Source organism: Lysinibacillus sp. NPDC056220, assembly GCF_049315265.1.
Taxonomy (GTDB): Bacteria; Bacillota; Bacilli; order Bacillales_A; family Planococcaceae; genus Lysinibacillus; species Lysinibacillus pinottii.
The window spans coordinates 612,591-627,551 of sequence record NZ_JBMOXD010000002.1 but is presented as its reverse complement, the minus strand read 5'-3'; the positions used below and the strand labels follow the sequence as shown (position 1 = coordinate 627,551).

9 protein-coding genes and 1 riboswitch are annotated in these 14,961 nt (G+C 38.6%); of the genes, 2 read left to right on the top strand and 7 right to left on the bottom strand.

What is annotated here, in order from left to right:
* Positions 1-327: 327 nt before the first annotated feature.
* Together ACOZBY_RS08095 and ACOZBY_RS08090 are read right to left on the bottom strand one after the other, a co-directional pair.
* The gene (locus ACOZBY_RS08095; protein WP_031417389.1) at positions 328-2,898 is read right to left on the bottom strand and encodes a vitamin B12-dependent ribonucleotide reductase; all 2,571 of its coding nucleotides are present in this window, start codon (positions 2,896-2,898) and stop codon (positions 328-330) included.
* A gap of 188 nt (positions 2,899-3,086) precedes the next feature.
* Entirely contained in the window at positions 3,087-3,917 is an 831-nt protein-coding gene (locus tag ACOZBY_RS08090; RefSeq protein WP_031417388.1) for a lipoate--protein ligase family protein, read from the bottom strand.
* Positions 3,918-4,121: 204 nt separating this feature from the next.
* Between ACOZBY_RS08090 and ACOZBY_RS08085 the strand changes: the two genes are divergently transcribed.
* The gene (locus ACOZBY_RS08085) at positions 4,122-4,508 is read left to right on the top strand and encodes a rhodanese-like domain-containing protein (RefSeq protein WP_031417387.1); all 387 of its coding nucleotides are present in this window, start codon (positions 4,122-4,124) and stop codon (positions 4,506-4,508) included.
* 424 nt (positions 4,509-4,932) lie between these two features.
* Positions 4,933-5,008: riboswitch (glycine riboswitch) on the top strand.
* Positions 5,009-5,171: 163 nt separating this feature from the next.
* Entirely contained in the window at positions 5,172-6,509 is a 1,338-nt protein-coding gene (locus ACOZBY_RS08080; protein WP_031417385.1) for an amino acid permease, read from the top strand.
* A gap of 34 nt (positions 6,510-6,543) precedes the next feature.
* Here the strand turns inward: ACOZBY_RS08080 and ACOZBY_RS08075 are convergent, their stop codons facing one another.
* The 5 genes from ACOZBY_RS08075 to ACOZBY_RS08055 form a co-directional block, all read right to left on the bottom strand.
* A complete protein-coding gene (locus ACOZBY_RS08075) occupies positions 6,544-7,506 on the bottom strand; it encodes a glutaminase (RefSeq protein WP_207889262.1) in 963 nt (320 codons plus the stop codon).
* An 84-nt stretch (positions 7,507-7,590) separates the two neighbouring features.
* Positions 7,591-9,006 (bottom strand): M20 family metallopeptidase, encoded by a 1,416-nt coding sequence (locus tag ACOZBY_RS08070; RefSeq protein WP_012295108.1) that lies wholly within the window; start codon positions 9,004-9,006, stop codon positions 7,591-7,593.
* A gap of 22 nt (positions 9,007-9,028) precedes the next feature.
* A complete protein-coding gene (locus ACOZBY_RS08065) occupies positions 9,029-10,252 on the bottom strand; it encodes an MFS transporter (protein WP_012295109.1) in 1,224 nt (407 codons plus the stop codon).
* 324 nt (positions 10,253-10,576) lie between these two features.
* Complete coding sequence (locus tag ACOZBY_RS08060; RefSeq protein WP_012295110.1) at positions 10,577-11,878, bottom strand: hypothetical protein; 1,302 nt, start codon at positions 11,876-11,878, stop codon at positions 10,577-10,579.
* Between the two features lie 144 nt (positions 11,879-12,022).
* Positions 12,023-14,893: a hypothetical protein gene (locus ACOZBY_RS08055; protein ID WP_012295111.1), complete on the bottom strand. Its 2,871-nt coding sequence runs from the start codon at positions 14,891-14,893 to the stop codon at positions 12,023-12,025.
* Between the last annotated feature and the right edge of the window lie 68 nt (positions 14,894-14,961).

Here is a 14,961-nt window from a genome sequence, read left to right as displayed (position 1 = left end):
ATTTCGTTAACCAGTTGCACGGTTCTTGCTTTATATTCATGATTTTAGGAAGGGTCTAGTAGCTGAAAGGACTCAGTTCGTTTTTTTACTCCTGTATCTGTGAACTTCATTGTTCATAGGTAACAGTTGAAGTAACAGAATCCAACGAGGCTTTTGTAATACCTGCTATTGGAATATAGGGGTTATTTGCGGTTATATAGATACCCTATAATTTTCAGAAAAAATAAAAAAGTAACCTCTTACGGTCATCATACCGAAGAGGTTACTTTAAATTTTTATGACTGAAATTGTTTATAGAACGCTACAATAACGTGGTATAAACAATATTTACAGGCCGCATTTTAACTGTGCGCCACAGTTTGTACATGTATTACAGCCACCCATTTCTTCGACTGTTCCTTTGCGGCAAACCGGACATGTATTTCCTACGTCTGAGCCAATTACCGTTGTGGACTCTAGTGCTTGAATCGTATCCACTAATACGACTGGACGTTTTGTATGTTCTTCCACTAATTCTTCTTCAAATGATAATTGATCCATATCATTTTCCTCAGCTTTTAGCGTAAGTACCTGTGAATCACGGCTACCATCCACATAGACCGTACCACCTTTAGCGCCACCTTTATACAGTCGCTCGTAAACTTTTTCAACTTGTTGTACAGTGTAGCCTTTTGGTGCATTTACTGTTTTAGAGATTGATGAATCAATCCATTTTTGAATAATACATTGTACATCAGCATGTGCCTCTGGTTTTAGCTCCATTGCCGTTACAAACCATTCTGGAAGCTCTTGCTCATTAGCTTCTGGATGACGGTCTAAGTATTCTTTTACGATTTCAGCTTTCACTTCAATGAACTTACCAAGACGACCAGAACGGTAGTATGTGAAGGAGAAGTATGGTTCAAGACCTGTCGCTACACCTACCATCGTTCCTGTTGAACCAGTTGGAGCAACCGTTAATAAATGGGAGTTACGAATACCCGTTGCTAAAATTTGCTCCTTGATATGAGCAGGCATTTTTTCCATAAAGCCTGTTTCTGTGAAAGCTTTACGTAAACGAGCTGTTTCTTCGTCAGTAGCACCGACTAAGAATGGGAAGCTACCACGCTCCTTAGCAAGCTCTGTAGACGCCTCATACGCTGTTTCAGCAATTGTTTTAAAGATTTCATCGACTAAAGCATTACCTGCTTCAGAACCATATTCTTTCTCACAATAAATAAGTAAATCAGCTAAGCCCATTACGCCTAAACCGACACGACGCTCACCTAGTGCTTGTACACGATTTTCTTCTAAGAAGTATGGTGTGGCATCAATAACATTATCCTGCATTCGAACACCTACACGAACCGTTTCACGTAGTGCTTCGTAATCTACAGTTTGGTTGTCTTTATTAGCAAATTGTGCAAGGTTTACTGCTGCCAAGTTACACACTGAGTATGGCGCAAGTGGCTGTTCCCCACATGGGTTTGTCGCTACAACGCTTTGACCATATGCCTTTGCATTCGTCATATCATTGGCATTGTCGATAAAGAAAATTCCTGGCTCTGCGGAGTAAGTTGCACATACGTTAATTAAATTCCACAATTCTTTCGCTTTAATCGTGCGATATGTGCGGATTTTATAGCCCATCTTCTCCCACTCACGAACGTCACCAACATTATGCCATTCTGTATTATAAGCACTCATTTCCTCTTTTGAGTATTCTTCCACCGCTGGGAAACGTAGTTCGAAATCATCATCGTTTTCAACAGCTTCCATAAATTCTTTAGTTAATGTTACGGATATGTTTGCACCCGTTAAAAACTCTGGATTGTGAACGGTATATGTGCCACCATCACGTAGTTTATTTTCAGCCTCTCGAATAATGGCTGTATCGAATCCACCTAAACCTTCAATGCTTTTATAGTTTACAATGCCTTGATACATAGCTTCTTCTTGCATAGAAAGCGGCTTGAAGTTTAATTTTTCTTTGGCTAGACGAATGATTGTTTCATCCGTTGTATTTTCAATTAGGTAACGAAGAATACGTGGGTTTTGCATTTTAGAAATAATAAACTCCACAATATCAGGATGCCAATCTGCAAGCATAATCATTTGTGCTCCACGACGTGAGCCACCTTGCTCTACAAGATGTGTCAATTTAGCAATATCATCTAACCAAGAAACAGAACCAGATGATTTGCCGTTTACACCACGTGCCAGTGTGTTGCGTGGACGTAATGTAGAGCCATTTGTTCCTACTCCACCACCACGGCTCATAATTTCCATTACTTGCTTACGATGATCACTAATACCTTCACGTGAATCAGCAACAAAAGGCATTACGTAGCAGTTAAAGAATGTTACATCTGTTTCAGACCCTGCTCCGTATATCACTCGTCCTGCAGGAATGAATTTTAAGGACACTAATTGATCATAAAATTTTTCAAACCATTCTTGACGTTTTTCTGGCGTTTTTTCAACAATTGCAAGACCTGTTGCATTTCGTTTAGCGATTTGTTCATAAAAAATCTCAAGAGGCTTCTCTAGCACGTCAATTGAACGCGTAATCACACCCGTTTCTTGCTCTTTTGGATCGTCTAAAGCGCTACGATAATCTTCCTCAATCAAAATATCTGCTGTTTTTGTAGTCATGTCCAGCTTTTGAATGGTCCCTAAACCACGTGCAGGGAATTTTGGATCAGCTTTGACCGTTAAAACAACAAAGTCACCAGCTTTCAGTGTTTTCTTTTCTGTGTCTTTAAACGAGTAGCGATCGATCATGACAAGTCTAGATACACCTTTGTGCGTGATGTGCATATCAGGCGTTACAGGGTGTACCTGCGGGAATTGTTCGATATCTTTGTTTAACTGTTCAAATTGATTGTTTACATCGGGTTGATGATTTGTGAGTACCATCGTTTTGCCTCCCTTACAAAATAAATACACAATATCATGTGTTGTTAAACACTACATATTGTGTATATGTCTTTAAAAAAGATACTATATATAGATTTTCAATTCAACTCTTGCTTTTTTCAATAGAATCGGAACTACTTGTAATAGCAAGGATTGAAAGCTTAAAAATATTTTTTTTATACTATTTTTTACTTTTTGAAGTTCCACTCATCACATGCATATTTTTTTTCTTCTAATGCACGGACATATTCTAACTGCTCCTCAGAAAGTGTAAATGGTTTTAATTCAATTTGCAACGATTTTGCAAATCCATCTCGAAAAGCTGTCACACATTGTTCAACTGTCACAGGCTCATCCACAAGACTGTTAATCGCTACTGCTTTCTCCGGTAATTTTCTGCGCATACGATCCTTCGCTTCTTCACTCGAAAAATTAAAGACCGATAATAGCTTCTCTTGATCTAAATCTAATAAAATGGCACCATGCTGCAATATAACGCCTTTTTGACGTGTTTGCGCACTTCCAGCTATTTTTTTCCCTTCGACTACCAGCTCGTACCAGCTTGGAGCATCAAAGCATACAGCACTTTTTGGACTCTTTAAGTCTGCTCTTTTTTCCTCTGTATCCGGGACACTAAAATAGGCATCCATTCCTAAGTTGTGGAAACCTTGCAAGATTCCCTCACTTAGCACACGGTACGCCTCTGTCACGGACTCTGGCATATCTGGATAGCTTTCTGTTACGATGACACTATATGTAAGCTCATGCTCATGCAGCACAGCTCGTCCACCAGTAGGTCGACGTACAAAGCCTAAGCCTTGTTCTCGTACAGCGTCTAAATTTATATCCTTTTTGGCCTGCTGAAAATAACCAATTGATAGTGTTGCTGGTTCCCACTCATAAAAACGAATGACTGGTGGAATTAACCCCTCACTATGCCAATCAAGTAATGCTTCATCTAGTGCCATATTAAAAGACGGACTACATTTCCCTGAATTTAAAAAATACCAAGTTGTCATTTGTTCATCTCCTACAATTTATAAAAGTACCTCAGGCCCCACCTGTGGTTCAACCTTAACGAAGATTACGTTACCGTTCAAGTTGTTGCTTTTGAAGCGAGATAGACGAATTCGCCACAATCTAGTTAATTTTATCAAACTCATTGGACTATCGCTAGCGCATCTTTTATAATAATAAAGAAGATAGAAAGGGGTAAGAAAATCTTGGACATACTTATCACAATCGGTGTCGTTTTAGTAGTCATAATTGCATACATCGGTATTAATGCACTACGACTCAAAAAAGCTGTAACCAACTTAACACAAGAACAATTTATTGAAGGCTATCGTAAAGCACAGCTAATCGATGTTCGTGAACAAAAAGAATTTGATGCTGGTCACATTCTTGGAGCACGAAACGTTCCTTCCACAACACTACGTCAACGTTATAAAGAAATTCGCCCAGATTTACCAGTATATTTATACTGTCAAAATACAGGCCGTAGCTCACGTGCTGCACTATTTCTTAAAAAACGTGGGTACAACCAAATTTACCAACTTCAAGGCGGTTTCAAAACTTGGACAGGTAAAATAAAAACCAAAAAATATTAATATTTCCCTAAAAAAGTCGTCTCAAAGAACTAGGAGACGACTTCTTTTTATACAAAAAATTCAGAGTTTCTACTATATTATATCTATTGCAAAATTTTAAGTGTCTATTTATGGTGCTTGTTCATACTATGCCATCCGCTTCCTCGTCCCACCTTATTTGAACCTACTTTGAAGGTCTTCATCATTCTTCCCAGAAGCCTTTCAAATTTATTCATTTTCACATAATAGGAGAAATTTTGTATGTCCAAAAATACTAATTTTCGTTAGTATTTTTCATGTATGCACTGCATTCTTCTATTTTTCTGAAAATAATATAAATTTATAGTTGAATAATTGGAATAGCACTGCTAGGATATATAATATCTTAAAATAATATTAAGTATAAAAATTAATTAGCTATGAATGCTATGGATCAAACTATAGCAGGAGCAGTTCTGGAGAGAGCGCATTTGCGTCGCCGAAGGGTTCACTATCTCAGGCAAAAGGACAGAGGAGTAATAACAGCTTTTTTAAGCGATGCCACACAAAGATTAAGATGATTTGATGAAGCATCCGTGGTCAAATGGTATTTGTTATTCTGACGTTTTTCCGAGACTAGTGTCACAACTAGTCTCTTTTTATTTTTCCAGTCATCATTTTTTATGCATCTTTGGGGGGATTAACGTGGAACAGCAACAATTAAAACGTGAATTAAAAAATCGTCATGTGCAGCTTATTGCCATTGGTGGAACAATAGGAACCGGTTTATTTCTAGGCTCCGGGAAAGCCATTGCGTTAGCAGGGCCTTCCATCATTCTTGCCTATTTAATTGTCGGAACGGCACTCTTTTTTGTTATGCGTGCATTGGGCGAACTATTATTATCGAATTCTGGATATACATCATTTACGGATTTTGCCTCCGAATACATAGGACCATGGGCAGGATATGTAACAGGCTGGACATACTGGTTCTGTTGGATCATGACAGCGATGGCAGATATTATTGCTGTAGGAGTCTATACACAGTATTGGTTTAATATTCCCCAATGGGTTCCCGCTATCGGTTGTTTAGTATTATTGCTACTACTGAATTTATTGACGGTCAAACTATTTGGGGAGTTAGAATTTTGGTTTGCAATCATTAAAGTGATTACCATTGTGGCACTCATTATCCTTGGGCTTATTATGTTAGTGACAGGCTTTCAAACAAGCTCTGGAACAGTTTCAGTAGATAATCTTTGGGTTCACGGCGGCCTGTTTCCAAATGGCGTATATGGCTTTTTAATGGCCTTTCAGATGGTCGTTTTCGCTTTCGTCGGTGTGGAATTAGTAGGCGTATCGGCAGCCGAGACTGCAAACCCACAAAAAAACATTCCTTCAGCTATTAATAAAATACCGTTTCGAATTTTACTCTTTTATGTAGGGGCACTATTTGTCATCCTATGTATCAACCCATGGTATGAAATGTCTGCCGCAAGCAGCCCATTTGTCCAAGTATTTACGTTAGCAGGTATTCCAATTGCTGCAGGTATTATTAATTTTGTCGTGCTTACTTCAGCCGCATCTGCTGGTAATAGTGGTTTATTTTCAACAAGTCGCATGCTCTTTAATCTTGGTAAAAATAAACAAGCATCACCTGCTTTTGCTAAGCTCAATAAAAATAGTGTTCCCAGTAACGCGCTAGTTATTTCCGCAATTGTTGTCTCTGTGGGGGCGCTGTTAAGTAAGCTAATGCCAGAGAATGCCTTTAGTATCGTTACGACTATTAGTGCGATTTGCTTCATATGGGTGTGGAGTATTATCATCATTTCTCACATTATCTATAAACGGAAAAATCGTGCCCTTCATGAGGCCTCAAGCTTTAAAGCACCGCTGACACCTTTTATCAACTATGTAGTGCTTGCGTTTTTTACTTTTCTATTAATTGTGATGTTTATTTCCGAGGCAACACGTACAGCTCTGCTACTAACACCTATTTGGTTTATTGCCTTATTTATTCTATATAAAATGAAAAAAAGATGACTTCAGACTAAGCTCTGAAGTCATCTTCTACTTTTTAAAAAATGGTCATATCCCATTCTGTCGCTAAATGTTTCAGTAATTGGACACCTGCGACACTATTCCCGATTGGATCAATGGCTGGTCCATAAATACCTATCCCGCAGCCAGCAGGAAAGGGTGAATCTAGTCCTGCATGGCCAGGCACAGCTGTAAGAATGGCACCGGAGACACCACTTTTAGCAGGAAGTCCAATAAATGCTGCAAATTTTCCTGAAGCATTGTACATACCGCATGTCACCATTAAAGCCTTTGCTAATTTCGCCACTTGTTTAGGAAATAACTTTTTCTTTAATAGCGGATGATAGCCATCATTGGCAATAACTAAACCAATCATCGCTAAATCGGATACATTGACTTCAATCGCACATTGCTTTAAGTAAACCTCAAGAGCCGCTTCTACTGGGCAGTCTAAGAAACCAGAATCCTTGAGGTAGTAGGCTAGTGCTCGATTACGGTTCGCTGTTTGCCACTCTGATTGAAACACTTCCTCATTAATACTTAAAGGTTTGCCTATGATTTGCTCTAAAAAATGCAGGATTTTGTCAATTTTCTCTTGTGGTGAATTTCCCATCATCATAGAGGAAACAGTAATCGCCCCAGCATTAATCATTGGATTAAAGGGCTTTCCTGGTTGATGACTTTCTAAACGAATAATGGAGTTGAATGTATCCCCTGTCGGCTCAACATCTACCCTTTCTAATACATATGGCAATCCTCTGTCCATACAGGCCAATATAAAGGTGATTACTTTAGAAACACTCTGAAGCGTAAATAGTTCAGTCGTATCCCCGGCTTTCATTTCGTGCCCTTCAGTTCCGATAATAGCTATAGCTAATTGATTCGGGTCTTTTTTAGCTAATGCAGGGATATAGTTAGCGCACTGTCCTTCTTTAGCAGCAGTGCGAAACTGTGTTACCCATTGTGCCACAAGCTGATCGTGACTAGGTTGTGTTGTCATTACTGTGGACTCCTTTCAAAATGTGCAAAAACAGAGTCTTCATAGTTCTCCTATGAAGACTCTATCCATATTTTTGCTATTCTTTTATAGCTTTGGAGGCATTGTCCCCTCCGGAATTAACGATTTATACGTCTCCCCATCAAGACGTTCTTGCCATTCCTTTTTAGCTTCTTCAATTAGTACTGGATTAGCCAATAACTCAATCGCTGTACACGCCATAATTTTAGCAGCTTGTAGCATACCTTTATGGGCGATTGGCGTGACACCTTGAGAAACAACTTGCCAAGTATGCAATGGTGTTCCTAATGCCATACATACTGTTGTACATTGAACAGTTGGCACATTCCAGCTGACATCTCCCACATCAGTAGAGCCACCCATAATAAATTCAGGGAGTATACGAGGAATATGATCAGCAATAACTTTTCCTTGTAATTGTTGTACATCGCCTTTATGTAGACCGACCAATGATGAGGCTTGTACTTCAGGAGAAAACGTATGGAAAATAGCCTGAGCATACTGTTCATCTTCTATTGTATAGTCTGGCATGCCAATTTCAAGTATTTGTTGATACATGACATCATAAAGTGTCTTATTTGTTATTAAATTAGAAGCAGCACCTTCGAAATCAATTTCTAGGGAAGTGCCTGTCATAAGCGTTGCACCCTTTGCAATATTTTCAACGCGCTGATAGATTTCTTGCACTTGTTGCTTTTTAGGTGCTCGCACTAAGTAGGTAACTTCGGCATATGGTTGAACAACATTCGGAGATGAACCACCAGAGTTTGTAATAGCATAATGCACTCGTGCTTCTGGAATGATATGCTCTCGTAAGTAGTTTACCCCAACGTTCATAAGCTCAACAGCATCTAAAGCACTTCTTCCAAGATGAGGAGCAGCTGCTGCATGAGCACTTTTACCTGTAAACTTAAATGTAACGGCATAGTTTGCAAGAGAGCTACAAGTCATCACCGTTGAAAAAGTACCAGGATGCCAGGAAATGGCGATATCTACATCATCGAATAAGCCAGCTTTCGCCATATAAGCTTTACCAGATCCATTTTCTTCGGCAGGGCAACCGTAGAAACGGATGGTTGCAGATTGCTGATGTTGCTCTAAATAATCCTTTACTGCAACAGCTGCTGCAAATGCTCCTGTTCCTAACAAATTATGGCCACAGCCATGACCGCTTCCGCCATTCTCTAGAGGCTCATGATTGGTAACACCACCCTTTTGGCTCAAGCCTGGGAGTGCGTCGTATTCCCCTAAAAAGGCGATAACTGGCTTTCCTGAGCCAAATGTTCCGACCAGCGCCGTATCAAGGCCAGCCACGCCAACCTCAGTTTGAAAACCCTCTTTTTCTAGTGCCTCTTTCATATATTGCATCGATTGTTTCTCTTGAAAATGAAGCTCCGGTACTGCCCAAATCGCATCGCTTAAGGCCACACTCGCTTCCTTCTTTGCCTCAATCAATGTAGAAATTTTCTCTTGAAATCTCATAATTGTCCCTCCAATTTGTTCTTTATGCTTTCAATAATGCTCCCTTTTGATCGTTTAGCGTCACAAGCGACACAATACAAATGAGTGCGAATCCAATCAGCATCCAAAAGGCTGCATCAAAGGAACCATTAAAGGCATCGACCATAAAACCAATAGCCATGGGCGTAACAAACCCCGCTAGCTGTCCGCCTGTATTCGCAATCCCCATCGCTGAGCCTGTTATAGACGAAGGCAATTTCTTTAAAACGATTACGGGTAGTAGCGTGATGACAAATGCGATAAAAATAGAAACAACTGTTTGATAGCCAATAAATAATGTCACCGTTTTCGCAGTAAACATTAAATACAGTAAAATACCGATCACTGCACAGGAAATGGAGCCTAACACCTTTTCCATTCCTTTTGGAAGCTTATCGATGATATAGCCACTACCATACACCCCAATAATTGTTGTAATGGCAGGAATCGTTTGTGCCCAACCAATGGACATTAAATCTAGTCCACGATTTTTTTGAAGATACGTTGGAATCCACGATACTAATCCCCAGTTCACCGCATAAATACAGAAATAAGCAATAATCAAATTCCACATCAGCGGTGTTTTCAATAGTTCTTTAAAGCTTACCTTGACTGTCGGACTACCTGTCTCAGCAGCATCTGCTGTTTCAGCTTTTGGTAGCTGAATGTATTTCCAATATAAATAAGCAATAATGGCTCCAATAGCCCCGATAATGATAAACATCATACGCCAGCCAATTGTTCCTAATAAATACGCGGCTAACAGTGGTACAATTAGCGAAACAATCCCACCAGAGGTAAGCATAATCGACATCGCTCTTCCTCTTTCTTCTTTCGGAAAAATCGTGGCAATAATTTTAGAGCTAGACGGCTGGAATCCACCCTCGCCAATGCCGAATAAGAAACGAATAACAATCATTGCTGTTAAAGACCAGGCAATAGCCGTTAGTCCCGTAAAAATAGACCACATGATGACTGCCATTAGTAAGATTCGTTTTGCGCCAAATTTATCAGCTAGCCAGCCTCCTGGTATTTGCATAATGGCATACCCTAAAAAGAAAGCGCTTAAAATGATACCCGTCGAAGATGCATCCAATTGCAAATCACCTGTAATTGAAACGACCGCGTAGTTCATAATATAGCGATCTAAGTTCCCTAAAGACCAGCCTAAAAATAATAGTGCAAGGATGACATTTCTAGATTTTTTCGTTACGTCATTTGTTGTCATTTATATCCCTCCCATGATCCCTTTTTATGGCAGTGATTGCATCACCGCTACGATTACTCTTTAAGATTCTTGCCCCCTTGTAAATCTAGTAAAATCAAAACCCCTTTTATATACCGACATTTTCGTTATATATTCGTATAATAATCAAAGTAGTCAAAAAATACAATATTTTTTTGAAAATTTCTAATAGATAATCGCATCCTTCACTATGAATGATTTCCTCAAAAAGCTCACAACTCATGAACTGACCTTTGTTTTCAATCCTAAAATTTGAGAAAAAAAAATGCCCAAACCATGGGCTGGTTTGGAGCATCTTTTTAGTTTCTAGACAAGCTGATACATTTTTATTGGTCTACCACGCGTATGCTGTAACTCTTCACCACAAATTCTTGCTAAATCCACACTACATAAATCAGCAACAATACGCTGTGCGTTTCTTTCACTCATTTGAAGCTGTGTCGCTAAATCCTTTGTCGTAAAATGTTTCCAGCGCATTTTCTGCACAAGCGCATGGATTTTCATATACGTTTTAATACTAATATTACCCTTTTTTAGCTTTTCTAAAATATCAGGGTCTTCTGCTCGGTAAGAATAAGACAGTTCTTCTATATGTCCAACCGACTCAATAATCGTACCATCATCCTGAATCATCACAATATCGACGGCCTCATTTTCTTTGGTCTGTCTAAGCCCACGATGAGCATGTAGCTCCGCATTGAATACGGTTTGCGCAAAACCAATACCTGCTGTTACTTTGGCCTCCATTTCAATTGATAGTTGATACATTTTTTCCTGTAGAAATTTAATTTGCCCTTCAATGGCTCCCCTTGTACTAAAAATTGTATATTTTCCATTCCCTTCTTCAATGAGGGAACCGTCAATTTGTTCACAAAGTTGCAGTAGATGTTCCTTGGTACGTAGCTCTAAATATTGAATACGATACCCTTGCTTCATACGTTCCTTTAAGGAATCGAAGTCCTTGATTTCAAGCATCACAGCACCAATTTGGGTTTCTTTATAGTAGGATGTTTTGATTTTTTCGGTAAACAGCTGGACTGTATGGTAAATCTCTGTTTTTGTAGGAGATACCCAATAGGAAGGAACCCCTCGACCTTTCAGCTCCTCATCTACGGAAGGATAGCAAGTGATAGCAAAATCAATCTTTCCCTCCTGCCAAAGAGTATAGTGGAAATCAAACAACTCTTTTGGATCAATCGCTACATCAAATTCCTTTAAATACATGTTATTCACATTTTTTTGGATCTCCGCTAAACCCTCTGAAGCCATTTGTGAGGGAGAAGGGATAAGGTCGATACTAACATTTTCAATAAACTTCTTTTGTCGATAGGATTGCTCTAAAAATCCTCTGTAAATAGCCGCCTCCGAAAAAATGATATGTGCCAATTTATCGTGCGAAACTGTTGTTTGACACGCTATCTTATAAGGGATGTAGCCAGAAAACAGCCAGAAATCCACATCTTGGTTATATGTCTCCACAAGATGCTTTGTCTCTGTCGCAATAGAATAAATATACGGAATAAATTCCATATCCTGTTCAATCTCTCTGGCTAAAGCGATAATTCTATTGACGGATTTGACAGGACCCACAACACCTATTTTATACATCTATTGTTCCTACCTTCTTTGTGAAACTACAATGGTTATGTAAAAAATTTCTTTACTCTTCTGTTCATAGTATAGCGGACAACCAATTTACTAGACAAATAAAAAAATTTATAAAGAAAAACCCCGAATTTCTCGGGGCTTACCTCATTTCATATCCTGTGGATACATGTTTTTATAAAGTAATTCTAATTTTTTGGAAAGCTTCCCATAAGCTGATTGCCAGGCCTTACGAGCCGCCTCGTCGCCATCCTCTTTGTATAATGCATGGACATCGGCAACCTTCTTCAAATCAGTTTCGGCTTGCGTAAGCTTCGAATAGTTTTTGATGATCTTTTTATCACTAGCGCTCAATGCATCATATGCCGTACGAATTTCTTTTACTTTACCCTCTAGATCAACTATATACTCACCATTGACGAGGAGAGAATTGATTGATTCAATTAATGTCAAAGCATTTTCATTCGTTTGTTGTTGACCTTGTTGCTTTTCGCTAATTAATTTTTGGATATCTGAATGAATAAGGCTCACTTGCTTAGACGTAAGCTTTTCAAAAGCCTTGATAACAGTACTTGGGTTAGCGCTAAACGATTTATCATAGGTCTTCATAAAGGACTCTACTTTTTTCACATCTGCGATGGCCGCTTTTAAAATATCATAATTGGTAATTAGCTTTTTATCACTTGAGCTTAAGCTACTGTATTGCTTAGAAAGTGTATTAATTTTATCTATTGACACTAAATATTGATCATTGGCAACAATCATAGCTATTTCATCATTCAATTGCTTTATATTTGGTGCATTTTCATCAATAATTTGATTCTTTAACAATGCTTCGTATTGCTCTTTTGCTAAATGCTGTTGATTAGCAGGTAATTTAGCATACGCTTTTTGCACAGACTCTATTTTTTTAGCTTGTTTAGCTGCATCTGTTTCTTCTTTAGCGGCTTGAATTTTTTTATAGAAAGATTTGACACCTGTAATATCCTTCTGAGCACCTGTTAGTAAATAGTTATTGGTTACATATTTTCTTGCACCAGATGACAGCTTTTTATAGGACTGCGCCGCCGTATCAACAGCTTTTTCTAATTGATTGAATGTAAATTTAGTGACATCCGCAAATTTGGCGATATCAGCTTTCAATGCCTCTGCCGCAGCTTTATCAGCAGGTACTTTCCCATCCACTGAAACTTTTGGCGTATTTAGTAAAAACTCTTCAGCATTATAGACAAGCGATTGCTGTAAAGACGTCAGTTTATTATAAGCTTTTAATGTATTCGTATAGCTTGAATTCAATTTACTTTCAGTTACACCCGTTACGCCAGAAAGCTTTTGATAAGCATCCATATCTTTTATGACTTTTTCAGCCGTTTTTAAATCCTTTTGTAAAGTAATAAGACTGTCATATCCCTCTATTTGTGCTGCTGATGCTTTTGTTAAGCTCTTATATTCTTTTACCATACGAGCCACATTATTGACATGACTTTGCCAAGAACTAGCAGATGGGTTTATTGGATAAATATCATCCCCAATATAGCTATCTATATCATTGTTTAATGTGGCAATTTGACTTTCTTCCGCACTCTCTGCTGTCGCTAAAAGCTGTCCGTACTTGTCTGGCACCAATTTTAATTGCTTATACGTTAATTTTTCATAGTTGGAACGAATAGACTTGGCAACCGTGACCTGCTTGTTCGGCGTATTATTGGATGATAATTTATCAAATGATTTAATAAATTGCTCCACTTTTTTAATATCTGCTTTAGCCTCATTAAGAATCGTTAGGTTTTGAATAGCGCCACGATAATTTTGGGATAATTTGGCGATATCTGCCTCAATCGTATTCACGACACCTTGCAAGGAATCCTTATCAGAAGGGACATATTGGGCAATACCATTTGTGTAGGTTAATAAATTAACGATGGCCAGATTAAGTCTTCTGACTTCTTTAATTTCCTCAAGATCATTTGGCTCATTTAAAAGGTTCTTAATGCTCGTATATAAAGCATCATTGACATCTAAGCTACGCTGTAATAAATCGAACTTATCGTATGCCGCTTCAATCTCCTTAATGTAGGTAGGCAAATCTTTGTCGTTAATTCCACCCACCTTGTCCACTTTTTCATTTAACTTATTGATAAGGTCCACATCTGCAAGTGCTCGTTTGAGGACAGCATAATTCGACACATTCCCTTTAGCTGGCTCTGATAAAGCCTGATACTTACTTTCTAATGCCTTAATTTTTTCTTCGAAAGACTTTATATCAGTAACATTGTATTTGTTATCATTCACTAATAGATTCTTAATATCATTTGTTAATGTATCTGTTGGTTCTTTTGATATAGAAATCACTTCAGAACGTGGAGATTCCACAAAAGAAGTGCCTACCTGAGCTTTGACTTTAACAATAATATCTTTGATGCCCTTTTCTATCGCATCTTTCGGTATGGTATAGGTGCTACCTGAAGCTCCCTCAATAATAGTAAAGGAATTTTCACCCTCACCTAGCTGATAAAACCATTGATAACTATATGTAATTTGACCACTTGTTAATGTCGCTCCTGCCTTATCCGTAACAGTAATACCTGCTACTTTCACCGTTTCGCCAGGTGCAACAAAATCTGAAGTTGAAAAACCCTCTAACGTTGGCGTTGTAATAGCAAGATTCAACGCATTAATGGTTCTTGGTTCACTTTGATATTTTTTTCCCTCAGTTGTAGTGGCTTCCACAAAAATAGTTTTACCCGCTGCTTCTACTGGCACCTTTAGCGAAGCAGAAGTAGCTCCTGCAATCGGTTTATTCGTGGACGTTTTTGAACCGTCTTCACTAGCCACCTTTTCTAGATAATACCATTGGTAGGCATTAACTATAGCATTATTGGGTAATTGATGAACCGTTAATGTTTCATTGACAATATTCTGCCCCGTGACCGTCACCGTTTCCTCTGCACTTGCAACAGCCGGTACAATAAGCGCTACGGGTAGTGCTGCTGCTGTTAAAAATAATTTTTTATTCAAATTAGTTGACCTCCTCAATCCTTCTATTGAATTATATCGGCCACATCTCCCTGATTTCCTTTATTCAG